Raw genomic sequence first — 26,306 nt, 5'->3', positions numbered from 1 at the left:
TATTGGGGGCTTCGTCCCCTTTTTTATGCCTTAAACATTTATTTTAGTCGGACAATACTGTTAAAAAATCTAAAAGAAAAAATCCTGAAAATCATCATAATCACCGTTAATCCTGGGCAAAAAAAAATCCTAGCATAGGAACATCAAAGCATCACCACGCGACCAGTGCGTACGGATTCGTCGCATGCAAATGCGATACGAAGACTGTTCACCGCATCCTGTACATGATCGGTGAGATCAGTATTTTCCCGGATGGCATGTAGAAAGTACAGTTGTTCGCGGTCGCACAGCTCCTGGTGATCAGGTTCGTCGTCCATGCTTATCCAGGTGTCTTCTTTTTCAAAAGCGCCGTTCTTATCAAGGGCGGCGTGGTGAAAACGCAACGACTCTGTTTTCGTATGTGCGGCCACGTTATCCGATTTACCGGCGCTGCCGGCTTCTTTCGCTACAATGGATACCGCGCCTTCCGGACCAATCACATCTTTTACAAAGAAGGCGGTTTCACTCATCATAGGCCCCCACCCCGCTTCATACCAGCCTACCGAGCCATCTTCAAAGCGAATCTGCAATTGGCCGTAGTTATAGTTATTGGCAGGTACATCGTTGGAAAGCCGGGCGCCGATAGCGCTTACCTGCACGGGTTTTGAGCGGGTCATCTGGCACATGACGTCGATATAGTGTACGCCGCAATCCACAATAGGACTCAAACTTTGCAGCAGGTTACGGTGTACCATCCATTTGCTTCCCTGGCTTTGCTGGTTGAGATTCATCCGCATTACCAATGGTTTACCCAGCTGATGGGCCAGCTCCACAAATTTTTGCCAGGAAGGATGATGCCGGAGTATATAACCCACCACCAGCTTCCTGTCCGCCCTGCGTGCCGCTTCTGCCACGCGTTCTGCACCCGCTACCGTATCTGCCAGCGGTTTTTCTATAAATACATGACATCCCTTTTCCAGGGCAGCAATAGCAAAGTTTTCATGCGTATCCGGGTAGGTGGAAATACAAACGGCATCGGGTTTAGTTGCTGCCAGCGCCGCCTGATAATCGCTATACAGGGGATAGCCGCCACCCAACTTATCGTTCAGCACCTGTTTGCTGGCGCCGGAAGAAACAAGGCCACAGATCTCAAATCCATCCAATGTATGATAGGCAGTAGCATGGGAAGCCCCCATATTACCACAACCTACTACCAATACACGTAAAGGTTTTACCGGTTCAGACATACAAACACGTTTTATTTTTATTACCGGATGGTAAGATACATTTCCATAGATAGATTTACAAATATTGCGGTGACCCTCTGATTTTGCCACATGCGCACATCCGTTGGATATCACCGCTGATGCGTAGCAGTCTGCGGAGCTTTACAGCTGTTGACGCTTCAGTTCTTTTACTGCGTGATCGGCGGCCCTTGCCGTAAGCGCCATATAGGTCAGTGAAGGATTCTGACAGGCCGAAGAGGTCATACAGGCTCCATCGGTAACGAAGATATTTTTTGCGCTATGCACCTGGTTCCATTCATTCAATACAGCAGTACGGGGATCTTTACCCATACGAGCCGTTCCCATTTCATGTATCGCCATACCGGGATATGAGTCCCTGGCAAAAGGCTGTACATTTTTCAGTCCCGCTGCCTCCAGCATGGCGGCGGCATCCGCATCCATATCTTTGCGCATTTGCCGTTCATTGTCTTTGAATTCGCAGTTGAGCTGTAATACAGGCTGTCCCCAGGCGTCTTTTACGCTATGGTCCAGCGTAACCTGGTTTTCTTCATAGGGCAGGCATTCGCCAAAACCCATCAGTCCCATTTGCCAGGGGCCTGGTTCGGATAAGTAGTCTTTAAATGCATCGCCTATGCCCAGTTCAGCGATGCCGCGCGACCATCCGCTGCGGTTGCTGTAGCCTGTATACCCAAATCCCCGCAGATAGCTGCGTTTATCTGATCCTACATTCCGGAAACGGGGGATATAAAATCCTGCCGGCCGCTGACCGTGATAGTATTTATCTTTAAAATCGTCTGATATACCGCTGGCGCCGGCATGAAAATGATGATCCATCAGGTAATGCCCTAATACACCGCTATCGTTGCCTATACCACGCGGAAAGCGATTCGACACGGAATTCATCAGCACAAAGGTACTGGCAAGCGCAGATGCATTGAGGAAGATAATTTTGGCGTAAAATTCCTGCATTTCTTTGGTATGCTTGTCGATCACTCTCACACCAACGGCCTTACCTTTATTTTCATCATAAATAATACTGTTTACAATAGCATCCGGCTGCAGGGTAAGATTACCCGTTTTAACCGCAGCAGGCAATGTGGACGACTGTGTGCTGAAATACGCGCCAAACGGGCATCCCCTGGCGCAGCGGTCGCGGTACTGGCATTTTCCCCGGTCCCCAATCGGTTGTGTGAGATTGGCAGTGCGGAAAATTGTCATCTTCCGGCCAGGGAAAGCCGTTTCTATCCTGCCTTTTACCTGTTTCTCAAAACAGTTCATTTCCATGGGTGGCTGAAAAATCCCATCCGGCAAATGCGGTATCCCTTCTGCTTGTCCGCTGATTCCCGCAAAAGCTTCCACATGATCATACCAGGGAGCGATATCTTTATACCGGATAGGCCAGTCGATCCCAATACCTTCTTTTATATTGGCTTCAAAATCCAGGTCACTGAGCCGGAGCGATCCGCGGCCCCACATGATAGAGCGGCCGCCTACAATATCCGGGCGGGCCCAGTCGAAACGTTTTTTCTCGGTGTAAGGACTATCTTCATCTTTGAGCCAGTAGCGCTCATTAAATTCGGTATATACTCTTTCACGGATGAGAAAAGGATGCTCTTTCTTTTGCGTATTGGTAAGAGCGCCCCTGTGCTGCACTTCCCAGGGCGCTTTGGTAGCAGTGGTATAATCTTTAATATGCTCCAGTTGTTTTCCACGCTCCAGCATCAGTACTTTGAGGCCTTTTTCGCATAACTCTTTTGCAGCCCAGCCGCCGGAAATACCGGAGCCTACTACAATAGCGTCGTAGGTATTTAATCCTTTCGCTTTAAGGTTCAGGTTGATCATACTGCCGATGTTATTGGTGACGCCGGAAAATAATAAAATAATGGAAAAGCAAAAGGGATTTTGGTATGAGTGGAAGAAAGGCTACCGCACGAAATGCTTCAGCATACAAAGTATGATCAGGTGAAAATAGCGGTATCACTGCAAATAGAAAGTTAAAGTTTCTTCTACGCGGCCTGCTCGGTATAGTTCAGATCTTTCGAAAATGTTTCTTGCATTTTCCAGAGCGCCAGCAATGCAGGAATGATAGTAGCCATGGCAATCACGCCGGCGGCGCCGGTAACGTTGATATGATCTTTCAGCAACAGGAACAGCGGCGTAAATATATTCACGCTGCCACGCACAAAATTAGGAACAGTAGTAGCTACCGTTGCCCGGAGATTGGTACCAAACTGCTCGGCGGCTATGGTGACAAATAGCGCCCAGTAGCCGATCGCAAATCCCAGCATACCACATAAAGCGTAGAAAATAAAAATGCTTTGGGAGGTTTGTGTCAGGTAGACAGCTACCGTAACGAGTGTCAGTAATATAAAAATCAATACAGATTTCCGCCGGCTTTTCATGTACTGGCTCAAAAGACCGCTGCTGATATCTCCCAGGGACAGACCGATATAACAAAACATCACCGACTTACCCGCATAAACAGTTTCGCTAAGCCCGATGGCTTTCCCAAATTCTGGTGAGAAAGTTACCAGTACACCTATCACAAACCAGATAGGCAAACCAATTAAAATACAGCGCAGGTATTTGTAAAACATCGCCGCAGAAGTAAACAGCGCAAAGAAATTACCCCGCGATGCAGCTTCTTTTTTCACCTGCTTAAACATACCGGATTCAAATACATTAAACCGGAGTATCAGCAGCGCAAGTCCGAGCCCGCCACCGATAAAATAAGCTACTTTCCAGTCAAACATATCTGCCACCAGGTACGCCAGCACAGCGCCTAATACACCCACGGCAGATACGATCGTAGTACCGTAACCCCGTATTTCCTTTGGCAGTATTTCCGCCACCAGCGTAATGCCGGCGCCCAGTTCACCGGCAAGACCAATACCAGCTATAAAACGCAACAGCGCGTATTGATCAACGGTAGTTACAAAGCCATTGGCGATATTAGCAAGGGAGTATAACAGGATAGATCCAAATAATACCGAGAGCCTTCCTTTTTTGTCGCCGTAAATGCCCCATAAAATACCGCCTAGCAGCATCCCCGCCATCTGCATGTTGATCAGGTAAATGCCCTTACTTAATAATTCGTTTTCCGCCACCTGCAAAGCTCTTAAACTCGGGATGCGTACGATGCTGAACAGCAGCAGGTCGTAAATATCTACAAAATAGCCCAGTGCTGCTACCATTACAGGTATAGAAAATAGTTGTGCGCGCTTGTTATTTGTTTTATTCATTCCATAAAGACGTTAAATATGGCCGGGGTAATCCTGCCAGGGGCGCTTTTTTTCAAAAATAAAAACAGGAACTGCCTGCGACAGGCTCGCATCCATCGCTTCACATTATATTAAACACGAACCCGAAAAATATTACAATAAAGGAGAATTTACTATTAACACATCGTATATTTAGCTATTATCTTAGTATGATATTTATGTAACATTATAGTAACAATGTAGTGACCCATACTGTGCAACACAATCAAACCCGAATGTAAACCTGTAAAGCCTGGATCATCAAAATCATGTAGAAACAACCCGAACGCGCATAATTTTCAACCAAACATTTAAAACAACAAAACATGAGAAAACCTCTCCGGTTATTAGCGATTTATTCGCTGGTAATGCTCCTGTGCTCCATCTCCCTATATGCACAGGAACGAAAAGCAGTTACCGGCACCGTTCTGTCTGACGATGGCAGCCCGCTGCCTGGTGTAACAGTTCGTATTAAAGGCAGCAACCGCAATACACAAACGGATGCCAGGGGATCGTTCCGTATCCCTGTTCAGCCAGGAGAAAGCCTGGAATTTTCTTTTATCGGTTACGAAAGTCAAAGTATCAAACCAGGCGAAAGCGCCACCATCGACGTAAAGATGCATACCGCCTCCAGCGCACTGGAACAGGTGATTGTGACGGGCATGGGTATCAAAAGAGAAAAAAAGGCATTGGGGTATGCCGCACAGGATATTAAATCCGTGGAGCTGCTCAAAAATAAAGATGCCAACCTGGTAAATTCCCTGAACGGAAAAATAGCCGGCTTAAACATTACCAACTCCGGCGGTGCGCCCGGTTCATCTGCCTCTATCATTATCCGCGGCGGCACCTCACTGGAAGGTAACAACCAGCCGCTGTTTATAATTGATGGTATGCCTATGGACAACTCCACAGGACAGGGCGACAACAGCGCCTTCGACGGTTCCATTAACCAGTCGACCACCTACAGCAACCGTGCGATGGACATCAACCCGGAAGATATTGAATCTATTTCAGTGCTGAAAGGGCCCGCAGCAGCAGCCATCTATGGCTTACGTGCCGCCGCCGGCGCCATTGTGATCACCACAAAAAAAGGCAGCGCCGGTAATATAACCGGCACCGTTAGCAGCCGTTATACCACCAACTGGGTAAACCGCCTGCCCAAACAACAAGGTACCTATAAACAGGGGTCCTACTATACCGGCACCTTAAATGATCAAACAGCCTACTCCTGGGGAGATAAATTTCAACCCGGTGATCATATCTACAACAACATGGCTGATTTTTTTAAAACCGCCAACGCATTTGATAACAGCCTGGCCATTTCCGGTGGTTCTCAAACAGGCAACTTCTACCTGTCGGCCTCCAACCTTGACCAGTCCGGCGTAGTGCCCACCACCAACTTTACCCGCTCTACCGTAAGGTTTAACGGCGAACAGAAGATCGGCATTTTTACCTTTGGTGTAAATGCTACCTATGCACGCAGTCAAACCCAGAAAACGCTCACCGGCAGCGGCTTGTGGGCAGCCGGCGGCAGCGGCTACATGGAAAGTATTGTGGCCTGGCCCCGGAATGACGACATGAAAGTCTGGTTGAATCCCGACGGTACCAAGCACCGGCTGCTACCTGATCTTGACCTGGACCTCGATACCGACAACCCATATTGGATCCTCTACAAGAACCCCCAGTCGGATAAAACTTCGCGTTTTATCGGCTCCGCTTACATCAATGCAAAAGTGACCAACTGGCTGGATGTGAATTACCGACTGGGCGTAGACAACTACTACACGCAACTCAGCAACCTGATAGCACCGGGATCCAGCGTAAAATTAGGCTGGCAGAGCGGTATGCTGTCGGAAACAGACCGGAATTACAACTATGTAAACTCCAACCTGATGCTCACTTTCCATAAAACTTTTCATAAAGACTGGGATGCCAGTTTGTTATTGGGAACAACATCTGAAGATACTTACCTGAAATCCAATTCCGCCCGTGCTGAGAATTTCACCATCCCTAATTTTGTGAGTATTAACAACGCCGCAAAAGAAAACCAGTATATCAGCCAGGGTATCAGTCGCACGCGACTGGCAGGGTTTTATGGCGACCTGCGCCTGTCTTATAAAAACATGGTGTACCTCAGCGCTACCGGGCGCAATGATATCTCCTCTACCCTGCCTGTAAAAAATCAGTCGTTCTTTTACTCTTCCGTAAGCGGAAGCCTGGTATTTACAGAGCTAATGCCTAAAAACAATATCCTCAGCTTTGGTAAAGTTCGTGCCTCCTGGGCGCAGGTGGGTAAAGTGGCGCCCCCGTACCAGACAGCCACTTCCCTGTTCGGCCCGGAACTCACTATTGGCGGTGGTTTCCGCAACTACTGGTCGCGCGGTAATGATGAGTTGAAACCGGAAGCTACCTACTCCACTGAGTTTGGTACGGAAATGCGGTTCCTTAACGGCAGACTGGGTATGGACTTCACCTATTATATCACCACCAGTAAAGACCAGATCCTTACGCCCCGCGTAAGTAACGCTACGGGCTATATCCTGAGTTCCGTTAACACCGGCACCATCGAAAATAAAGGGATGGAACTTACCATCACTGCCACCCCCATTAAGAACAAAAATTTCAGCTGGGAAGTAATGCTCAACGCCTCCCATAATAAAGGAGTAGTAAAAACCTTACCTGGCGCACTGCCTATCCTGTATGTAACCGATGTGCACCTGGTGAATGCCAAGGCAGCATCCTTTAACGACGGGCCTTTTATGGGCATCAGTGGCTCTACCTGGCAGAGAGATGAAAACGGTAACCTCCTCCTCGACTGGAATACCGGGTATCCTGTTACCAGCGTTTCCACCACTACGTATATCGGTAACCGTGAGCCGGATCTGCTCGGTGGTTTGAACAACAATTTCAGTTATAAAAACTTCAATCTCTCCTTCCTGTGGGATTTCCGTGTAGGTGGCGATGTATATAACGGCACCGACTACCTGCTTACCCAGTATGGATTAAGCGAGCGTACAGAAAACAGGAACAGCGATATCACTTTCAGCGGCGTTGCCAAAAATCCCACCAGCGGTAAGTTTGAACCGGTTACCAAAACGGTAAAGGCTTCAGAAAAATACTACCGGGATATTTACCTGAACAACGCACCATTTTTCCTGGAGAAAGTGAACTGGATGCGTCTTCGTTCTGTATCGCTCTCCTATTCATTGCCTCACCGTGTGCTTACCAAAACACCCTGGCTCAGGGGCGCTGTTATCACGGCTACGGGTACCAACCTGCTGTTGTTCACCAACTATTCCGGTATGGATCCTGAAACCAGTACCTCCGGCGCAGGCGTTACTGGCTCCGGCTCCGCAGGTATCGATTATTGCGGTGTGCCGGCTACTTCCGGGTTTACCATTGGCTTAAATCTTAAATTCTAAATGTCAGGAAAATGAAAAAACTACTTTATATACTGAGTCTTTCTGTTGTGTTCAGCTCCTGCAAAAAATGGGTTGATATAAACGATAATCCAAACAGTGCCAATGCAACGGTACCTACTGCTGAACAAAGACTACCTCCATTAATTGCGCAGTTCTGCGATGCATATGAAAGCACCGGTACCAGGGCGGCATTTTTATCACAGCAACTGGCCGTCACCTACCTTAGCGGTGGCAATAACTACAACCTCACCGGCTGGGTATCCAACAGCGCCAATATTGGCTGGCCCTGGCAATGCTGGTACGTAAATGCCGCCGTAAACGTTAAACCGCTCATTACCGCCGCCGAAAAAGTACAGGCCTATCATTACGCCGGGGTGGCTAAAATTATCAAGGCATGGGGCTTTGGTACGCTGGCAGATGTATACGGCGTAATGCCCTATGACCAGTTTGACAGCGTAGGCATCATTACCCCAAAGTTTGACGAAGCCGCTTATATACAGGAAAAAGTGCTGGCATTGCTCGACGAGGGTATTGCTGATCTGCAGAAAACACAAGGCCCTGCCGCTCCTTCGCTGGCAAAAGGCGATGTGCTCAATAACGGAAAAACGGATAACTGGATCAGGCTGGCCTATGGATTAAAAGCCCGCTTTCTGAATCATACCTCCAACCTGCCCGCTTTTAATGCACAGGCAGTACTGGATGCAGCCTCCAAAGGACCGCAGTCGAAAGATCAAAACACCATTATGCAATATGTGGATGAAGGTCCGTTGGTGACAAGCACCGCCAAAGAAGCCCTGCAATACAGCAATACCGGTACTTCCGCCAGGATAACCCTGCTGTACCTCAACTACCTGACCAATAATTATACAGGCGCTCCCAAAGGCGCCAATAATATGGAAGATCCGCGGGTAGACTCGCTGATCCCGAGCATGGCTGATCAGAACGGCGTACTGCACCGCACACAGGGCGTGGATATGACCTCCGGCATTACTAACAGCGGTCCCGTATCATACAGCTATAACGCAGCCACCAACACCTTTAATAAAAAGGACTCTATCTATGTGATCATGCGTAAAACGCCTTACGCACCCAGCGCAACTGATCGTATACAGTCTACCGGTACCCGGTACACCCGCCGCAACGCCCAGGGCTTGCTGTTTACCAGTGCAGAGCTGCGCTTCATTGAAGCGGAGATCTATTTCAGGCAACATAAAAATGTGGAGGCATTGGCAGCGTATAAAGCCGGCATACAGGCGCACCTGGAGCTGATGGCCATTCCACCGGCCAAAATTACCGCGTTTCTCAGCAGCAGCTCTGTTGAGCAAAATGCAGCTAACCTGACGCTTAGTAATATCATGATCCAGAAATACATTGCCCTGTCGTACTCCCCGGAAAACTGGGCAGACCTGCGCCGGATGAACTATTGTGCCGATGCCGCAGGCAACTATAACGAAGTAACCGGCGTGTATAAAGGATTCAAACGTCCTGCCCATGTAAATGCGCTGAACTATCCCAACCAAACCGACTGGCCCCGGCGCTTTGCGATTGCCAGCTATGAAATCAATTACAATATTGAACAGGTACTGAAAGCTGCACCTGGCGCCAATAATGCAAACTATATTGCTGAGAAGATCTGGTGGAATAAGTAACAAAACCCGGGATCAAAAAAGAGGAGGCACATGGCCTCCTCTTTTTTGTCCTAACTATTTCCGCATCTCGTAAATCATTTTCCCGATCGGAATAACAAAAACCCCTGCCGATGAAACAATTTTACAGCATCAAATTGTTTCTGTCAACCAAACAACTTCATCCATGCTGCAAAGGCTGTTTCTTTTAATCATAACAATACTCTCTGTCACAACTACTGTATACGCACAAAACACCGGCACTGTAAAAGGCGTTATTACTACCAGCGATGGCAATCCGGCGGCGTTTGTTACCGTGAGGATTCAAAACGGTAAGTGGGGCGATATCAGTAATGATCGCGGCGAGTATACGATTAAAAATGTAAAACCGGGTCAGTGGACCGTTATCGTTACCAACGTAGCATCCAATGCGCAGGAAAAAGCAGTGACCGTGGTGGCGGGGCAAACCGCCAAAGTTGATGTTGAATTGCCTGAAAATGCAGCCCAGCTGCGGGAAATAACCATATCATCCAGGAACGTTAACAGGGAAAATAAAACAGTTGCCAAAATGCCCCTGGAAAAACTGGAGAATCCGCAGGTATACAGCACCGTATCTTCCGAGCTCTTACAACAGCAAATAATTTCCAATTATGATGAGGCGTTACGCAATGTGCCGGGCATCACCAGGACCTGGGAATCGACCGGGAGAGCCGGCGATGGCGGCGCCTATTTTGCGTTACGGGGCTTTGATGCACAGCCTTCCTTATATAATGGCTTACCCGGTATTACCAGTGGTAACCCCGATCCGGCAGATATTGAGCAGATAGAGGTCATCAAAGGGCCTTCCGGCACCCTTTTCGGTGGCAGCTTCGCTAACTATGGCGGTATTATCAACACCATCACCAAGAAACCATATTATACCTTTGGTGGTGAGGTGGCTTATAACGTAGGCAGCTTTGATCTTAACAGGCTCACCATCGATATCAATACTCCCCTGAGCAAAAAGAAAAAGATTGCATTCCGCTTAAACGGCGCCCTTCATACAGAGCATACCTTCCAGGATGCAGGATTTAAGAAGTCGTTCTTTATTGCGCCTTCTTTGTCCTACGAAGTAAATAATCGTTTATCCTTTAGTGTTATGGCGGAAATACTACAGGAAAAGAGAGCTGTAGCCCCCATCTTTTTCCAGTCGAACAGGGCGGCGCCATTGGATTTCAAAACGGTGGCTGCCCTCAACCTGAACAACCAGCTATCGTTTACCAGCAACGACCTTACTATAAAAAATCCGCGCTTCAACCTGCAGGCACAGATGTTGTATAAATTATCTTCCCAATGGAATTCCCAAACAGTGGTATCTGCCGGAAGAGTAAAATCAGATGGTGTCTATACTTATATCTGGGATGATGTGCCGGGCGATAAATGGTTCCAGCAATATTTTCACTATGTAAACCAGCAAACCAACTCTCTGGATATCCAGCAAAATTTCAACGGCGATTTCAAAATCGGTCAGCTGAGGAACCGGTTGCTCCTGGGCCTGGATTACTATCACCGACATGTAGTGGAAAACAGCTCGGGATGGGGTGTAGGAAGAAATGTAACGCCACAGGGAGAGATCGGCTATTTCAACCCGGAAACAGGCGCTCCGCTGCCGCCGGTTTACCTGACTATGGCATCAGTGAACCAGCTGCTGGCGCCGCTGGACAACACCAAAACAGATATCTCCAACAGTTCCTACAGCGCCTATGTATCGGATGTACTCAATATTACTCCTGCGCTGATGGCGATGGTAAGTTTACGGGCCGACTACTTCGATTCAAAAGGCGACAAAAGCGATCCGGATGACGACTACCATCAGTTTGCCGTTTCGCCGAAATTTGGCCTCGTATATCAACCTATATTGAATAAAATATCATTGTTTGCCAACTACATGAACTCCTTTATCAATGTGGCCCCGCAACAGGTGTCGGATGCAGACGGCAGCAATACCCGGGTAAAATCTTTCAAGCCGGAGCATGCCAACCAGTTTGAATATGGCGTAAAAAGTATCCTGTTTAACGGAAAATTTACCGGTACTGCTTCCGTGTACGACATAAAAGTATCCGACAGGGTAATGCCTGATCCGGCTAACCAGCACAGCGTTACACAGGGCGGCAAAGTAGGCAGCAAAGGATTTGAAATAGAACTGAACACCAGTCCTGCAGCCGGGCTGAATATCATTGCCGGGTATAGCTACAACGACACCAAAATTATTTCCGGCGACAAAGACGATTTCTATGGACAACCGGGCAGAAACCCCGGCGGACAGGGGCCTCAGCACCTGGTTAACCTGTGGGCGACTTATAAATTCAGCTACGGCATCCTGAAAAATTTCGGGATTGGCGCCGGCGGAAATTATGCGGGAGTATACAAGGTAATTGACAACAGCGTTACCGGTGTTTTCCTGTTGCCATCCTATACACTGCTGAACGGCAGTATATTTTACAACGCCAAAAAATTCAGGATTTCCTTTGCCGTCAACAATATTACCAATGAGGTATATTATACCGGTTACTGGTCTATCAACCCGCAGCAACCACGAAACATTGTGGCGGGCTTCGCCTGGAAGTTCTAAAACCGGGTGTTGTTACCAGGAATTTGTACTTTCGGCTATGATTCATTACTAATGAACTGATTTTTGGGCCGATGAAAATAATTACAGATTTTATTTCCAGGTATACTACCCTGAATGAGGATGATGCGGAATTTTTAACCAGCTTTCTCACATCAAAAAAATACAAGGCCAATGAGGTCATACTGAAAAGCGGCAACATAGCCGCGGCCATGTATTTTGTTATTTCAGGGTCTGCCAGGTCTTATTTTGTAAATTCACAGGGACAGGAGTATACATGGACCTTCAACTTCAACGACCCCGATGCACTTTTTGAAAATTCAATTATCATAGATCATCACAGCTTTATTAACCAAACGCCATCGGCCCTTACGGTGGAGGTAATAAAGGATATGGAGGCGGTAGAACTGCGCCATGAAAACTTCCTGACTATGCTGGCGGCATCCGCAAAAATGCATGAAATAGTAAAAATATTTACAGAGAAAGGATTTTACTATACCTCCGAGCGCGCATTCAGCCTGTTTACCAAATCTGCCAAGGAGCGATACCTGCAGTTATTAAAGGAGGAGCCGTATTTGCTGAATAAATTCTCCCACTATCATATTGCTTCCTACCTGGGGATAGCACCACAGAGCCTCAGCCGTTTAAGGAAAGAATTAACAGATACGCGCTGATTTATTCACATATGTGAATGGAAAAGAAAGATGCAGGGCCTAATTTTGCCGGATGATGCTACACGACTGGAAAAATAGCATCAACATTTTACAATGACAGCGATCCTGATATTTTTTTGTGTGCACTGGTTCTTTTCCCTGTTTTTTCACACATTCTATTTACACAGATACGCATCCCACCAGATGTATACTACCAGTAAATTCTGGGAGCGTTTCTTTTATTTCAGCACCTGGTTTTTCCAGGGTTCTTCTTACCTGATTCCGAGGGCTTATGGCGTTATGCATCGCATGCACCACGAGTTCAGCGATACCGAGCACGATCCGCATTCCCCCCATTTCTTTAAAGACGTTTGGGGAATGATGATACAAACCCGTAAAATCTACAATGGATTTGTAACCCGTACCAGCACGGTAGATCCTAAGTTTACTGCGGAGCCGCTACCGGAATGGGATGCCATGGATAAATTCGGCGACAGCAATATCACCCGCTTTGCCTGGATGGCCGCTTATGTAGCGTTCTATGTGGTATTTGTGCCGGCCGGAATGTGGTACCTGTATTTATTACTGCCCATTCATTTCCTGATGGGACCTGTACAGGGCGCCATTGTGAACTGGTGTGGTCATAAATACGGCTATCAGAATTTCGATAATCATGATCATTCCCGGAATACATCTCCCTGGGGTATTATACTGATGGGAGAACTGTTTCAGAACAACCATCACAAGTTCAAAGACAGCCCTAACTTTGCCAAGAAATGGTATGAGCTGGATCCCAGTTACCAGGTGATGAAACTGCTGAATGTTGTTGGCATCATTAAACTGAAACCAGCATTGGTTACGCAGGCACGGCAGAAGCAAGTAAAAGCAGCGTAAAGCGAAAAGCAGAAAGCATAAAGCTATTGCAGCGGATGACGACAGCAAATGTTAGTTACGCTTTAATCATCCGCAACAATAGCTTTATGCCTTCTGCTTTTTGCTTTACGCTATCTATATCAATGTCCCTAATGCCGCCGCATTAAAACCCTGTAGTTCGTTGGTACGTCCATCCCTGATTTTCTGCACCCAGTATGGATCTGCGAGCAACGAACGGCCCACCGCCACCAGGTCAAACTCCCCCTTATCCATTCTGCGTACCAGTTCATCGATGGATGCAGGTGCTGAATTTTGTCCTCTGTAAAGCGCTGTCACATCCGAATCCAGGCCCACCGAGCCAACAGTGATCGTAGCTTTACCGGTAAGTTTTTTGGCCCATCCGGCCATGTTGAGATCCGAGCCTTCAAATTCAGGCTGCCAGAACCTGCGCGTGGAGCAATGGAAAATATCTACGCCCGCATCTGCCAGTGGAGTAAGCCAGGAGGCCATTTCTTCCGGATCCTTTGCCAGTTTACTGTCATAATCTGTGAATTTCCATTGCGATACCCGCATCATCAGCGCAAAACCGGCCCCCACCTGTTTACGCACTTCTTTGGTTACTTCTGCTGCAAACCGGCTGCGCTCTGCCAGGGTTTTACCACCAAAGAAATCGGTCCGCTGATTGGTATCGGGCCAGAAAAACTGATCCAACAGGTAGCCATGTGCGCCCTGGATTTCGATGCTGTTAAAACCCATCGCTTTTGCATTTGCGGCCGCCCTGCCAAAAGCGGCAATGGTGTCTGCAATATCTGCATCCGTCATGGCCCTTCCGTTACCAATACCGGATGGTCCTTCAAAAGCTGCCGGGGGCGCCCATCCCGGATCCCTGTTTTCCTGTATACCAGCGTGCCAGAGCTGTGGCGCCATTTGTCCACCGGCCAGCAGTACGCTGCCGAGCACATTTTGCCAGCCAGCCAGCGATGCTTCGCCATAAAATGAGGGAACATCCCTGTTACCAGCGGCAGATGGCCGGTCGATAGCGGCGCCCTCCGAAATAATCAGTCCCACCTCTCCTTCAGCCCTTCTGCGGTAGTAGGCAGCGACATTATCGCCCGGGATGCCTCCGGGGGAAAATGACCGGGTCATGGCAGACATTACAAAACGATTCCGGGTGTTCAGCGATTTTAAGCTGAACGGTTTGAATAAACTTGTGGTGTGCATATGCTATGATTTCGAGTTGATGACGATCGAAAAAGCAAAAGGGGGACAAACCGGCTTTATTTTTTTATGGGGTTAATGGGTGGTCAATAAAAAGATGTTCCATGGTCATGGAACATCTTCATTCTGCCAGGTAATCTGTTGCTGTTAATAATAGCCGCCATGCCAGTGGTGATGGTAATGAGGGCGTGGGTGATAATACCCGGGACGGTCGCGGACCACCAGGCAGCTGCTTAAACCGGATACGAGTAAAACAGCGATGATGAGATATTTTAACGTTTTCATGATTGGAAGATTTGTATAAGTGATGAATGAATGGAAGTACGCGTCTGCAGGCCGTTTACTCCGTATTCTGCTACAGTAAATGATAAAACTGTGCCAGAGTAGGGTTTGGAATGTTATCTACTGTTAACGGGTTATTTTCATCTGGCGGCTGACGGAATTGCCCCTTAAATTGGCTGTTTCACCACCACTCCTGAAAAATATTTTGATCTAAGTTTGTTTCATCAAAAAACAAATATCATATGCGATACCAGGTAGCAATACTGCTTTCTCTATTAATAACAATACAGGTAAATGCACAGACAGGCCGCTATGCAACGGTGAATGGCTTAAAGATGTATTACGAAATACATGGCAGTGGCAGTCCACTGGTACTGATTCATGGCGGCGGCTCTACGATACAGTCTAACTGGGCGCGCATACTTCCTGCATTGGCTGAAAACCGCCAGGTGATTGCCATAGAAACACAGGCTCACGGACATACACCGGATATTGATCGTCCCTACAGTTTTGAACAGGATGCAGACGATGTGGTGGCGTTGCTCAAACAACTCCACATCCCGAAAGCGGATATTATGGGTTTCAGCAACGGAGGTACCGATGCCTTGCAGATAGCTATCCGGCACCCGGAAGTAGTGAATAAACTGGTATTGATTGCTACTACCTTTCGCCGCGACAATCTGCCTCCCGGCTTCTTTGACGGGTTTGCCAATGCCACCCTGAAAAATAGTATGCCCCCACCGCTGAAAGAAGCTTATTTAGCAGCTAATCCTGACCCTGCCGGGCTTCAGAAGATGTTTGACAGGGACCGGACCAGGATGATGAATTTTAAAGACATCAGCGACGCCGATATAAAGGCAATAAAAGCGCCCGCGCTGATCATCAATGGCGACAAGGATGTTGTGCTCCCGGAGAGCGCCCTTGTTTTATCACATCTGTTAGCACATGCACAGGTGGCCATTCTTCCCGGAGTACATGGTGAATATATAGGCGAAATATGCACACCTGATAAGAATAGCAAGACCCCGGACCTCGTGACTGTATTGATAAATGCATTTCTCAAAGGTTGACCGCTTGTTGGAATGCCGGCTTTTCACTATGTTCCCGGATGTAATGTTAAGCCGGCATTTTTTTATTTATAATTCTGTAAGATGAAATACATATGGTTGATATTGTGTGCAGCTGCGCTTTCTGTAAACGCCTGCCAGGAAAACAAAGCCCTTCAGGACAAGGATGATGCTGCAAAATATGTATCGCTGTTAACCGCCAATAAATATCCGAAATACGATATTCTTCCAAAGCTGGAGAAGAAAGATATTGGTGTGCTGCTTAAGCAGGCGGGCAACAACGATATCATTGAAAACTACCCTATACCGGCCCTCTCGGCGGCAGCCTATGGTCCTCAAAAAGTAGGCATGATTATCCTGTATACCGTGGAGAGCATCCGGCAGCAAAGGCCAGTGGGCGTTTCCAACCGTCCGTTTATCACTGATACCACGGCGCCGCAACGAAAAGTGGAGTTAGCAGAAGTGGCGGGACTTTACACCAGCTGGTGGGATCAGCACAAAGACAAAACCGCGGCGGAGCTGAAAAACATTTCGCCGCTGGAAGGCACGCCCTTTAAATGGTGAAGACTATTTAATCTTCATTTCAGGCAAGTCGCTTATTTTCGTGAAAACTAAGGAGCCACCATGGTTACAAAAAGGGGATTAATAGAGCTGAGTTTAAAACAAGAGAAGGTGCCTCCAACAAAGGCCTATCCTTTTAATATTCCTGCGCTGAAAAACTTCTCCTCCCTGCAGTTTCATCCGAAAGTAACTTATCTCTCCGGTGAAAACGGGATGGGGAAATCCACGCTTATTGAAGCCATTGCGGTGGCTTGTGGATTTAACCCCGAAGGTGGTACCATCAATTTCAATTTCGCCACCCGGGCTTCACATTCCATACTGCACGAATACCTGAGAATAGCCAGGGCGCCGGTGCGGCCCAGGGATGGTTTTTTCCTGCGAAGCGAAAGTTTTTTCAACCTGGGTACCAATATCGAGCAACTGGATGCGGAGCCGGAAGGCGGTGGCAAAGTCATCAACAATTATGGCGGCGTGTCTTTACATGAACAATCGCATGGGGAATCGTTCTGGGCGCTTTTTATGCATCGTTTCTCCGGCAATGGTTTATATATACTGGATGAGCCGGAGGCCGCCCTTTCTCCTGCCCGGCAGATGGCTATGCTGTCGAGAATGCATGAGTTGATTGAACAGCAGTCCCAATTTATTATCGCCACACATTCGCCTATCGTAATGGCCTATCCCGACGCAACTATTTACGAGCTTTCAGAAAGCGGGATACGAAAAACGAATTATAATGAAACAGAGAATTATAAAATCTCCCACCAGTTTATCAATAACTATGAAAACCTGCTGAAAATCTTACTGGGAAAAGAATAGATGTTCAGAGCTGCCCCAACACAATTATCAGGTTAAAAGTATTGCGTCGCACTGCATTTAATTCATAACGCCTTGTGCTATTTTTTTCGTTACTACGCCGAATGACTGCGTAGTGCCCGGTTATCTTTGTTGCCTAAGTGATTCTCAAAATGGCCATTAGTAATTAGCCTGGAAAACCTCCGTGTAAACGGTTCTATCTGTATTTAACCATTAGTCATTAACATTCGAAAAAAGTCTAAACATGAAATCTATTTGTTTGTTGTCCCGTTCCATCGGGCTACTCTTTGTTGTCAGTATGCTGGCATGTAAAAAAAATGATGTATCCCTCCAGCCGGTTCCGAAGTCATCAAAAGAAATGGTAGCAAAAATCGCCGTATCGGGGGATGTGGCAGTACCTGTTTCCTGGTATCAGCTGGAATTAAAACTAATTAAAGAGAGCGCCGGATTTACGCCGCCTGTAGCGGCGAGAGCAATTGCCTATACCGGCATTACCTTACATGAAGCCGTATTGGGCGGCATGTACAACGGAGCGTCCCTGGGCGGTCAGTTAAACGGACTTGGTCGTTTGCCTGCACCGGAAAGGTGGAAAAGATATAACTGGGCGATTGCGGCCAACAGTGCCATGGCGCAGATTATCAAGAATTTGTTTCCCAATGCCAGCGTTGAAAATATGAACCTGATCACACAGCTGGAAAATGATAACCTGCTGGCGCATTCTGACAGCTGTTCTCCGGACGTAATTACCCGCTCTGTTAATTTTGGCAGAACAATAGCCGGTGCTATTTACCAATGGTCGACCACAGACGGTGGTAAAGACGGCTACCTCAACAACTTCCCTACCGACTATATTCCACCGGTGGGTCCTGGTTTCTGGATACCAACTCCGCCACAGTTCCAGCGTGCCATGCTGCCTTACTGGGGTAGCAACCGCCCGCTGCTCAAACCACGCGCATCAGATACGACCTATCTCCTGCCGCCAGCATTTTCAACAGATACCAACAGCGTTTTTTACAAGGCTGCCTATTTTGTTTATCAGAAAGGAAAAACGCTTACGCCGGAAGAAAAGCTGATAGCTCAATACTGGGCAGACGGCGGCGGTACCTTCACGCCTCCCGGACATTTGATTGCTATTGCTGCCCAACTGGCCGGTGATCAACAGCTGAGTTTGGGTGCTGCCGCCTCCCTGCTGGCACAGGTAGGCATAGGATTAAATGATGCCGGTATACTCTGCTGGAAATATAAATACCGGTTCAATCTCATCCGGCCGGTATCTGTTATCCGTGCAAGCATAGACAGCAGCTGGATGCCTCTCATCGGTACGCCGCCGTTCCCCTCCTACACTTCAGGGCATGCTACCTTTACCGGCGCCGCCGGTAACATCCTAGCAGCAAAATTTGGAAACAGCTTTGCATTTACCGACAATCAAAAAGTGGCAGACGGATTTTCGCCACGCACTTTCAGCAGCTTCACACAAATGATCAATGAAGCTGCAGTATCAAGAGTGTATGGCGGTATTCACTACGACTTTGACAGCGATGCCGGGAAAGTAACGGGTAATAATATCGCGCAGCGGGTACTGTCACTACATTATTAAATTGAAAATTGAATAGTTTTCAAGTGCAGCAGGCATTAAACCGGGTGGTTTGAAGCCTGCTGCATTGGTGGTATATAACGCTACTTCTTCAACACTCCCCTGTTCTTCATCCAGCTCTCTTCACTTTAAAAAACTGTAACCCAAGTCCGATCACCAGCAATACAAGTAAGCCCTTTATGCAATTTTGAACCAGCGGTGAAGTTGGGCCGTCGGCCAGCGGATGTCCTACCGGCAGGCGGGATAAAGTTTCGTTTACTGCGGGTATCAGGGAAAGAAACAGGGTGAGCGTCATACAAAATACCTGTGTTAAGAAAAGCCCTCTTTTCTCCGATGCCTTCCGGCCAAGTAAATAAGCAACACCCAATAAAATGAGTATCAGTATGCCAATAGCATGGCCGGGGTTAAAGCCGCCGGCCTTGGAAAGCCCGAAGGAGGTAATACTGGCAACCGCTGTCAGGATACTGTATATTTTACCGGCAGAAGAAAAGGGATTGATGATGCCCTCTTTTATCAATGCGGCGGCAGCAAATAATAAAGCGATAACGGCAATTACGGTGTGTACAATACCTAAAATGCTCATAGGGGAAAGATATAGTGGTTAATAAAATAGTGGTAGCATTACCAAGTTAATGTTTTTGCTTTATATCCTGTAGTTTATACACTTCGCTGCCCGCCAGCAAAAAGCATCCCAGGCCATAGTCTTCAAAATCAGGAACTTTATCAAAGCTAACCGGCTGACCATCTTTCGGCTCTTTACCTGTTCCCTGTACATAACCCAGGCGGCCATTCGTATCAATACAGTTTTGGGTCAGCGCTTTCCATGCTTTTTGCACAACCGGCAGGTAGGTTTTGCTATCAATCACGCGATGATTGATTCCCCAGGCCATGCCATATACAAACAGCGAAGTACCTGTAAGCTCCATACCGCCATAGTTATCCGCATCATGCAAACTGGCGTTCCAGCAGCCATCCGGCCGCTGGATGGGCAGCAGCGCATGCAGCATATCCCTGTAATCCTGAAGGTATTCCTGGTAATGCGGATCATTAGCCGGCAAGAGATCCAGCGTGCGCACCAATGCTGCTACCACCCAGCCATTTCCCCGGCTCCAGTAACAATCTTCTCCGTTCGGCTCCTTGTAGGGAGGAACAAAATCCTTATCTCTCCACCACAGGTGATCGGCGGAATTATATAAGCCTTTACCTCCATGGTTATATTTCGTATAGGCATACATGGTATACATCCTGTTAAAATAGCTGGTATCTTTGTACAGCACACCCAGCCGGGCATAGACCGGCATCGCCATTTGCAGCGCATCGATCCACCACCAGTCATCCACTTTAGCACCGGCTTTCATGTTATCCATTGCGGCCTTAATATCTTTGATCCGCTCTTCTTTTTTGTCGATGAGATACAGATCTATGTAGGTTTGTCCGCAGCACTGGTTATCCGCATTCCGAACAGTGGTGCCGCCCCACAGCCCCCATTGATGGCTGCTTCCCCAGGACACAGCATAATCGTAATAAGTACTTTGTTTATCGATAGCGTAAAGCGCCATGAGGCCTTCGTAGTATACCGCGCGGGTCCAGAGGTTCGAGGGACGTTCTTTATTGGTAAAAGTCGGTTTACCGGGATCGGGCCATTGCTGCATAAAATAGTGGTTGGTGAGGCGCATCGCGGCGAGGACATCTTTTTTAGACTGAGCATAGGCCAGCTGGCTGATCAGGCATGTAATAACAAACAGGTTTTTCATGTGTGGAATGTTCGTTTAGTTGATGGAGATAAGATAGGTTATAACTGTCGAAATAACAATTAAAAAGGAAGATTATATTTAAACAGGAAAGAAATGTTTTATCGATGGGGAAAACAAAACGGGATTCTCTTTTGCTCATCAAAAGAGAATCCCGTGTAAAATGTATAGCTATTGCAGTTAGTTCCGTCGCTTAACAGGACGACACTTCCTTCTTACTCAGCTTAGGCTCTAATCCCAGGTTTTGCAGCATCTGCATATCTTCTGTTACACCGGGATTAGGTGTTACCAGCAATGTTTGACGTTCGCCGGTAAAGATAGAATTGGCGCCCGCCATAAAGCACCAGGCCTGCTCAGACTCCGTCATTTCAATACGACCAGCAGTGAGGCGTACGGTAGATGCGGGCATTACTATCCTGGCAGTAGCGATCATGCGCACCATGTCCCAGGCATCTACTTTTGGATTGTCTTCCAGCGGTGTGCCTTTCACTCTCGCCAATGCATTAATGGGTACGGATTCCGGGTGCTTAGGCATGGTAGCCAGTGTGAGCAGCATGGAAATACGGTCGCGGTGTGTTTCCCCCAAACCGATGATACCACCTGAACATACTGTGATACCGGCTTTGCGGACATTGTTGATGGTGTTGATCCTGTTATCAAATTTCCGGGTGGAAATAATTTCCTTATAGTAATCCTCGGATGTATCGAGATTGTGATTGTAGGCGTACAGACCGGCTTCCTGCAGGCGAACGGCCTGTTCTTCCGTGAGCATACCGAGCGTGCAACATACTTCCAGGCCCAGATCATTTACACCTTTTACCATATCTATTACACGGTCGAAGTCTTTGTTATCCCTTACCTCACGCCATGCGGCTGCCATACAGAAACGGGTAGATCCTGTATCTTTTGCTTTTTGGGCGTGAGCGATCACGGTTTCGGTGGGCAGTAATGCCTGCACTTTAATATCGGTATGATACCTGGCTGCCTGTCCGCAGTAGGAGCAGTCTTCAGGGCATCCGCCGGTTTTGATGGATAGAAGCGTACACACCTGTATTTCTTTGGCAGAATGCCGTTCACGGTGTACGGTAGCTGCCTGGAAAACCAGTTCCAGCAAAGGTTGGTCGTATATGGCCTGGATTTCTTCCAGGGTCCAGTCATTTCTGATAACTGATGTCATGGTGCGTTATTGAGTGGATTATAAGTAGTAGGTTCCTGTAATTATGCGTATTGGAGCAATTCCCGGCCAATGGCGGCGAGCCATTCATCAAACAGTTGCTGTTCCAGCCCCTGTACGTGTGCTGCATGTGCTTCCCAGTTTGGATCAAACCTGTTGAGCTGATTGATCATTTCTTCCAAATGCCCTTCTTCTTCCAGGATGATGGAGCGTACCATCACTTTACTCTGTGCCTGGTCGAGCGCCGCCTGGTATACGGGGTAAAGCAGGTCTGCACGTACTTCTATGGCATAGGTAACAAAAAGATAGGCTGCATATTTCAGCTGCTGGCCTTCCAAACCGAAAGCCTTTTTTAGATAGCGGCAGGTTTGCACGTCCAGCTGGTGCAGGTATTGCCGGGTTTGATTGGGCGCCAGCAGCTCATGGCGCTGGTAAGTCTTGCAGTTTTCAGTATCTATTTTGGCAATTTGCTTTTTCAGGTAATAGGCGTGACGGTGTTCTTCGGCCGCATGTTTCAGCTGTATAAAGTCTACCAGCACAGGATGCTCACAGGCGGATATTTTCCGGGCGCCGGCATTCTCCATAAAAGAAAGGGTATTTAACCACCTGGCGTGAAGGGTATCGCGACCAACAATCTGCGGGAGTATATCTTGCATATTCAGTTCTGTTTCCAGCCAAAAGTAGGCGCTTACCGGATGACTCAACTAGGCCAGTTTTCATATTTCAGCTAGTCCGGTTTATTTTTCTCTCCAAATGGTGCGCTGTTACATTACCTTCATCGCCGGATAATCTCTCTACGCCTATTTTATTTTTTACTATAAGATAAATAATAAACCATCTATATATTAAAAATAAATTAATTCAACTAAACTGTCAGCTAAATAAAATATCTTGCCGGACCATTATACTATCTTATAAATAATACCATGAATAGTCCGGTACAGGTTCCATATAAAAGTTTTGTGCAGATAGACAGACAGTCGGGGACCGCCATTTATTTACAGATCGCCCACCAGCTGATCAACGCGATCCAACGGGGCTTCCTGGTTACCGGCACCAGGCTTCCGGGTACCAGGCATTTCAGCGACTTGCTGGAAGTAAACCGAAACACCATTGTGGCGGTATATGAAGAACTGGACGCCCAGGGCTGGGTACAATCACGCCCCAACAAAGGCACTTTCATCATCGGCAAAATAGATCCACGGCCACAGAAGATTGGCAGCCCCGGGGAGCACCAGCTGGCCCACTATCCCAAAGAAACCGGGTTCCCGTTCAAAAAATCCAACCTGTTGGATAATCCCTTTGAACACTCCTCCTGCGAATATGTGTTCAATGATGGCACCCCCGATATACGGCTTACCCAGATCAGTCATTTGTCCAGCTTGTACAGCGCCAACCTGAAAAGAAAAATTAACCATAAAAAACTGGGTTACTTCAACCATGATGGCAGCGAATTTTTTAAGCAACACCTGTCTAACTACCTGAACCAGTCGCGCGGACTGCATATCTCTAAAGACAATATCCTGATTACACGCAGCACGGAAATGAGTGTATTCATTACTTCCGAAATATTATTATCGCCCGGCGACATCGTGCTCGTCGGATCACTGAGCTACTTTTCTGTGAACATGATTTTCCAGAAATCCGGCGCCAGGATCATGTCTGTTCCTATTGACGATGAAGGGATCGACGTAGCGGCCGTCCGCGATATCTGTAACAAACATAAGATACGGATGTTGTATATCACACCGCATCACCACTACCCCACTACTGTACCCCTCAGCGCTTCCCGGCGCATTGCGCTGCTTAACCTGGCCACCGAATTCGGGTTCATCATCCTGGAAGATGATTATGACTACGATTTTCACTACGACAACAGCCCGGTACTGCCCCTGGCCAGCGCCGACAGCAACGGCATGGTGGTATACATCGGCGCATTCGGTAAATCGCTCGCACCGGGATTCAGAACAGGATTTATTGTAGCCCCTGAAAACCTGATGATCGAAATGAGGAAACATTTGGGCATCATCGACAGGCAGGGCGATGTACTGATGGAACAGGTATTGGGGGAAATGATCGAAGCCGGAGAAATACACCGGTACCTGAAAAAATCACTCAAGGTATACCAGGAACGCAGGGACCATATTGTGAATATATTGCAGGATCAGCTCCATGAATTCATCGAATTCAAAAAGCCGGCCGGCGGCCTCGCCGTTTGGACCCGCTGGAAACAACCCATCAACCTGATGCAGCTAAGTAAATCCTGCGCCCGGAACAACCTGTTTATACCCAAAACATTGCTATACCAGCATAAGGAACTTACTGCGATGCGACTGGGATTTGGACATTTTACATTGCAGGAAGCGGAAAATAGCATCCAGATATTGAGACAAGGAGTATTGGAACAATGGGGACGATGAGCGATCACGATACGCCCACTGATTTTACTTTTTCTTCTTAGCGGTTATTTCCCGCTCAAGATTTTCTGCCATTCTATGCTTAACTATCGCCTGAATAAGCTTTTTAGGAATGGGCTTGTTTAACAGGAACTTTACGGTTGATTTTCCAAGTTCATAACCCTCCAGGTCTTTCGCCAGGTCTTTAAAAAGCGTACCGCTCGGGAATGAAAGGGAATAATGTTCTTTATAGGCAGAGTAATAAATCAGCATCCCATGAAACCGCAACGCCGGGAGTTGATAGCTGATCACCTCTTCTGCGCCGGGAGCTGTTTCAAGTATTATTTGTCTTACTTTTTCTAAAACAGCCCCGGCTTCTTCAGGAAGCGTTGCCATGTATTCGTCAACAGTGTTAAACTTCATTTTATCTGTTGCCATGTGATGTTGTTTTAATTAAAGTTATTGCTTTTTTCCTGACGATGAAACTTGTTATGAGCGAGAAAATACCCCCCGTTACAATAGCGCCCAAAATACCCTGGATAATAAATGAGTTTAAATTAAATTGTGCCAATGCCTGCTCCCTGGGCATCTTGTTATGAGTAGTTACATAATTAATGGAGTGCTCAAAGAAACCAGGAGCGATGATCTTCAAAAAAATGATAGTAGTGAAAATACCCAAAATAGTAATGAACCCCGTCATCACCAGGCCGCTGATAAATACCTGTCTGAATCGTATAATTCCACCCTGCGCTGTTCGTTTGGCAAATGCCGCCAACAGGTAAATTACAAAAGATGGAATTAAAATAAGCGTATTGTACAGCAGGCTGTAAGCTATTTTGCTGTCCATAAACCCCAGCAGTTTGCCCAGTCCGGCCCAGGTTAAGGTCATGACGGCATATACGAATGCCCATTGGATTTCGATTTTAATCTTTTCCATCATTATATTTGTTGGTGATGGACAAAGTTAAAATGGCATTGCGACAGCCCTATGTCATAGGTCTATTTTACTTCATGATTTTTAAAATATTGTGAGATAGTCATTTTATGGGGTTCAAACTCCCCGCTCATTGTCACCAGGCTATGGATCCTGTCAAGCCTGAATGCCCTAAAGTCTTTTCTCATTCTGCAAAAGGCCACTATCAACCAATTCTCCTGCGTACTGTGATACAAAAAGAAAGGTTCTATGATCCTCTCCGACGGGGTATCCGTGTCCGATTTCAGGTATTCAATTTTGACGGGGTTGAAGTTTGTTAACGCCAATTGTAATTGAGATAAATGGGTACTTACTTTGGTTCTTTCGTAATTGTTCTTGACAACGATCCTGTTTGAGAGCAGATCAGCCTTATCTTTCGTAACATAATTCAATACCGCCTTTATTTTATTGATCGCGCCGGCATATGCTGTGGCTAACGATTCGTCTTTGTTGTTCAATATGAATTGTTCAGCCGTAATTAAAGCATTTGCTTCGCTCTCTGTAAGCATTATGGGAGGCAGCCGATAGCCTTCCATTAAAGAGTAGCCTTTCCCCTCTTCCGTCAAAACAGGCACACCTGCCTGCTCTAATGCTTTAATATCGCGGTAGATTGTCCGGGTTGTTACATCAAATTTTTCGGCCAGCATTTTAGCTGTCAGGAGCCGTTTTGCCTGTAACTGCGTGAGGATGGCAGCAAGCCTGGAAAGCCGCTTGGTATCGTTGTCAATCATGTGGTTTATGTATTGATGTAGCTCCCTGCCAATAGCTTCCTGACCAGGGGAAGATACATCCGCAATATACATTGCGGAA

At 47.2% G+C, this 26,306-nt stretch carries 22 protein-coding genes; 10 read left to right on the top strand and 12 right to left on the bottom strand.

Going from position 1 to position 26,306, the window contains the following annotated elements; all coding sequences use genetic code 11:
* Window positions 1-143: 143 nt before the first annotated feature.
* The 3 genes from KE626_RS31280 to KE626_RS31270 all read right to left on the bottom strand — a co-directional run bounded on the left by KE626_RS31280 (window position 144) and on the right by KE626_RS31270 (window position 4,468).
* Entirely contained in the window at window positions 144-1,226 is a 1,083-nt protein-coding gene (locus tag KE626_RS31280) for a Gfo/Idh/MocA family protein (protein ID WP_211977016.1), read from the bottom strand.
* A 141-nt stretch (window positions 1,227-1,367) separates the two neighbouring features.
* Entirely contained in the window at window positions 1,368-3,068 is a 1,701-nt protein-coding gene (locus KE626_RS31275) for a GMC oxidoreductase (RefSeq protein ID WP_211977015.1), read from the bottom strand.
* 164 nt (window positions 3,069-3,232) lie between these two features.
* Entirely contained in the window at window positions 3,233-4,468 is a 1,236-nt protein-coding gene (locus KE626_RS31270) for an MFS transporter (protein WP_211977014.1), read from the bottom strand.
* 344 nt (window positions 4,469-4,812) lie between these two features.
* Between KE626_RS31270 and KE626_RS31265 the strand changes: the two genes are divergently transcribed.
* From KE626_RS31265 to KE626_RS31245, 5 genes are all read left to right on the top strand, one after another.
* Complete coding sequence (locus KE626_RS31265; protein WP_211977013.1) at window positions 4,813-7,908, top strand: SusC/RagA family TonB-linked outer membrane protein; 3,096 nt, start codon at window positions 4,813-4,815, stop codon at window positions 7,906-7,908.
* Between the two features lie 11 nt (window positions 7,909-7,919).
* Window positions 7,920-9,557 carry a SusD/RagB family nutrient-binding outer membrane lipoprotein gene (locus KE626_RS31260; protein WP_211977012.1) on the top strand — a complete coding sequence of 546 codons (1,638 nt, stop codon included), beginning with the start codon at window positions 7,920-7,922 and terminating at the stop codon, window positions 9,555-9,557.
* A gap of 163 nt (window positions 9,558-9,720) precedes the next feature.
* On the top strand, window positions 9,721-12,144 hold the full coding sequence (locus KE626_RS31255) for a TonB-dependent receptor (protein WP_211977011.1): 2,424 nt from the start codon (window positions 9,721-9,723) through the stop codon (window positions 12,142-12,144).
* Between the two features lie 71 nt (window positions 12,145-12,215).
* Window positions 12,216-12,815 carry a Crp/Fnr family transcriptional regulator gene (locus KE626_RS31250; RefSeq protein ID WP_211977010.1) on the top strand — a complete coding sequence of 200 codons (600 nt, stop codon included), beginning with the start codon at window positions 12,216-12,218 and terminating at the stop codon, window positions 12,813-12,815.
* Between the two features lie 93 nt (window positions 12,816-12,908).
* Window positions 12,909-13,688: an acyl-CoA desaturase gene (locus KE626_RS31245; protein ID WP_211977009.1), complete on the top strand. Its 780-nt coding sequence runs from the start codon at window positions 12,909-12,911 to the stop codon at window positions 13,686-13,688.
* Between the two features lie 114 nt (window positions 13,689-13,802).
* Here KE626_RS31245 and KE626_RS31240 read toward each other — a convergent pair whose 3' ends face one another.
* Together KE626_RS31240 and KE626_RS31235 are read right to left on the bottom strand one after the other, a co-directional pair.
* Window positions 13,803-14,888, bottom strand: coding sequence for an NADH:flavin oxidoreductase (locus tag KE626_RS31240; RefSeq protein WP_211977008.1), 1,086 nt, complete (start codon window positions 14,886-14,888; stop codon window positions 13,803-13,805).
* Window positions 14,889-15,032: 144 nt separating this feature from the next.
* Window positions 15,033-15,170, bottom strand: a complete 138-nt coding sequence (locus tag KE626_RS31235; RefSeq protein ID WP_211977007.1) for a hypothetical protein — start codon at window positions 15,168-15,170, stop codon at window positions 15,033-15,035.
* A 239-nt stretch (window positions 15,171-15,409) separates the two neighbouring features.
* On the opposite strand from KE626_RS31235, the gene KE626_RS31230 reads away from it, so the two are divergent.
* The 4 genes from KE626_RS31230 to KE626_RS31215 all read left to right on the top strand — a co-directional run bounded on the left by KE626_RS31230 (window position 15,410) and on the right by KE626_RS31215 (window position 19,205).
* Window positions 15,410-16,237 carry an alpha/beta fold hydrolase gene (locus KE626_RS31230; protein ID WP_211977006.1) on the top strand — a complete coding sequence of 276 codons (828 nt, stop codon included), beginning with the start codon at window positions 15,410-15,412 and terminating at the stop codon, window positions 16,235-16,237.
* Between the two features lie 81 nt (window positions 16,238-16,318).
* Complete coding sequence (locus tag KE626_RS31225) at window positions 16,319-16,798, top strand: DUF4943 family protein (RefSeq protein ID WP_211977005.1); 480 nt, start codon at window positions 16,319-16,321, stop codon at window positions 16,796-16,798.
* A gap of 60 nt (window positions 16,799-16,858) precedes the next feature.
* Window positions 16,859-17,611 (top strand): AAA family ATPase, encoded by a 753-nt coding sequence (locus tag KE626_RS31220; protein WP_211977004.1) that lies wholly within the window; start codon window positions 16,859-16,861, stop codon window positions 17,609-17,611.
* A gap of 241 nt (window positions 17,612-17,852) precedes the next feature.
* Window positions 17,853-19,205: a vanadium-dependent haloperoxidase gene (locus KE626_RS31215; RefSeq protein WP_249207829.1), complete on the top strand. Its 1,353-nt coding sequence runs from the start codon at window positions 17,853-17,855 to the stop codon at window positions 19,203-19,205.
* A gap of 106 nt (window positions 19,206-19,311) precedes the next feature.
* Here KE626_RS31215 and KE626_RS31210 read toward each other — a convergent pair whose 3' ends face one another.
* The 4 genes from KE626_RS31210 to KE626_RS31195 all read right to left on the bottom strand — a co-directional run bounded on the left by KE626_RS31210 (window position 19,312) and on the right by KE626_RS31195 (window position 22,783).
* Window positions 19,312-19,785, bottom strand: a complete 474-nt coding sequence (locus KE626_RS31210) for a hypothetical protein (RefSeq protein ID WP_211977003.1) — start codon at window positions 19,783-19,785, stop codon at window positions 19,312-19,314.
* A gap of 46 nt (window positions 19,786-19,831) precedes the next feature.
* A complete protein-coding gene (locus KE626_RS31205; protein WP_211977002.1) occupies window positions 19,832-20,956 on the bottom strand; it encodes a glycoside hydrolase family 88/105 protein in 1,125 nt (374 codons plus the stop codon).
* Between the two features lie 190 nt (window positions 20,957-21,146).
* Entirely contained in the window at window positions 21,147-22,130 is a 984-nt protein-coding gene (bioB, locus tag KE626_RS31200; protein WP_211977001.1) for a biotin synthase BioB, read from the bottom strand.
* A 41-nt stretch (window positions 22,131-22,171) separates the two neighbouring features.
* Window positions 22,172-22,783, bottom strand: coding sequence for a hypothetical protein (locus KE626_RS31195; RefSeq protein WP_211977000.1), 612 nt, complete (start codon window positions 22,781-22,783; stop codon window positions 22,172-22,174).
* A 270-nt stretch (window positions 22,784-23,053) separates the two neighbouring features.
* Between KE626_RS31195 and KE626_RS31190 the strand changes: the two genes are divergently transcribed.
* Window positions 23,054-24,547: an aminotransferase-like domain-containing protein gene (locus KE626_RS31190; protein ID WP_211976999.1), complete on the top strand. Its 1,494-nt coding sequence runs from the start codon at window positions 23,054-23,056 to the stop codon at window positions 24,545-24,547.
* A gap of 24 nt (window positions 24,548-24,571) precedes the next feature.
* Here the strand turns inward: KE626_RS31190 and KE626_RS31185 are convergent, their stop codons facing one another.
* The 3 genes from KE626_RS31185 to KE626_RS31175 all read right to left on the bottom strand — a co-directional run bounded on the left by KE626_RS31185 (window position 24,572) and on the right by KE626_RS31175 (window position 26,299).
* Entirely contained in the window at window positions 24,572-24,961 is a 390-nt protein-coding gene (locus KE626_RS31185; protein ID WP_211976998.1) for an iron chaperone, read from the bottom strand.
* Complete coding sequence (locus KE626_RS31180; RefSeq protein WP_211976997.1) at window positions 24,948-25,460, bottom strand: DUF4199 domain-containing protein; 513 nt, start codon at window positions 25,458-25,460, stop codon at window positions 24,948-24,950. The genes KE626_RS31185 and KE626_RS31180 overlap by 14 nt, the downstream gene beginning before the upstream one ends.
* Window positions 25,461-25,522: 62 nt before the next feature.
* Window positions 25,523-26,299: a helix-turn-helix transcriptional regulator gene (locus tag KE626_RS31175; protein ID WP_249207827.1), complete on the bottom strand. Its 777-nt coding sequence runs from the start codon at window positions 26,297-26,299 to the stop codon at window positions 25,523-25,525.
* Window positions 26,300-26,306 lie beyond the last annotated feature (7 nt).

It is taken from the genome of Chitinophaga hostae (genome assembly GCF_018224885.1).
GTDB lineage: Bacteria > Bacteroidota > Bacteroidia > Chitinophagales > Chitinophagaceae > Chitinophaga > Chitinophaga hostae.
Note: the sequence above shows the minus strand (reverse complement) of the source record. Positions and strands in the feature narration are given on the sequence as shown.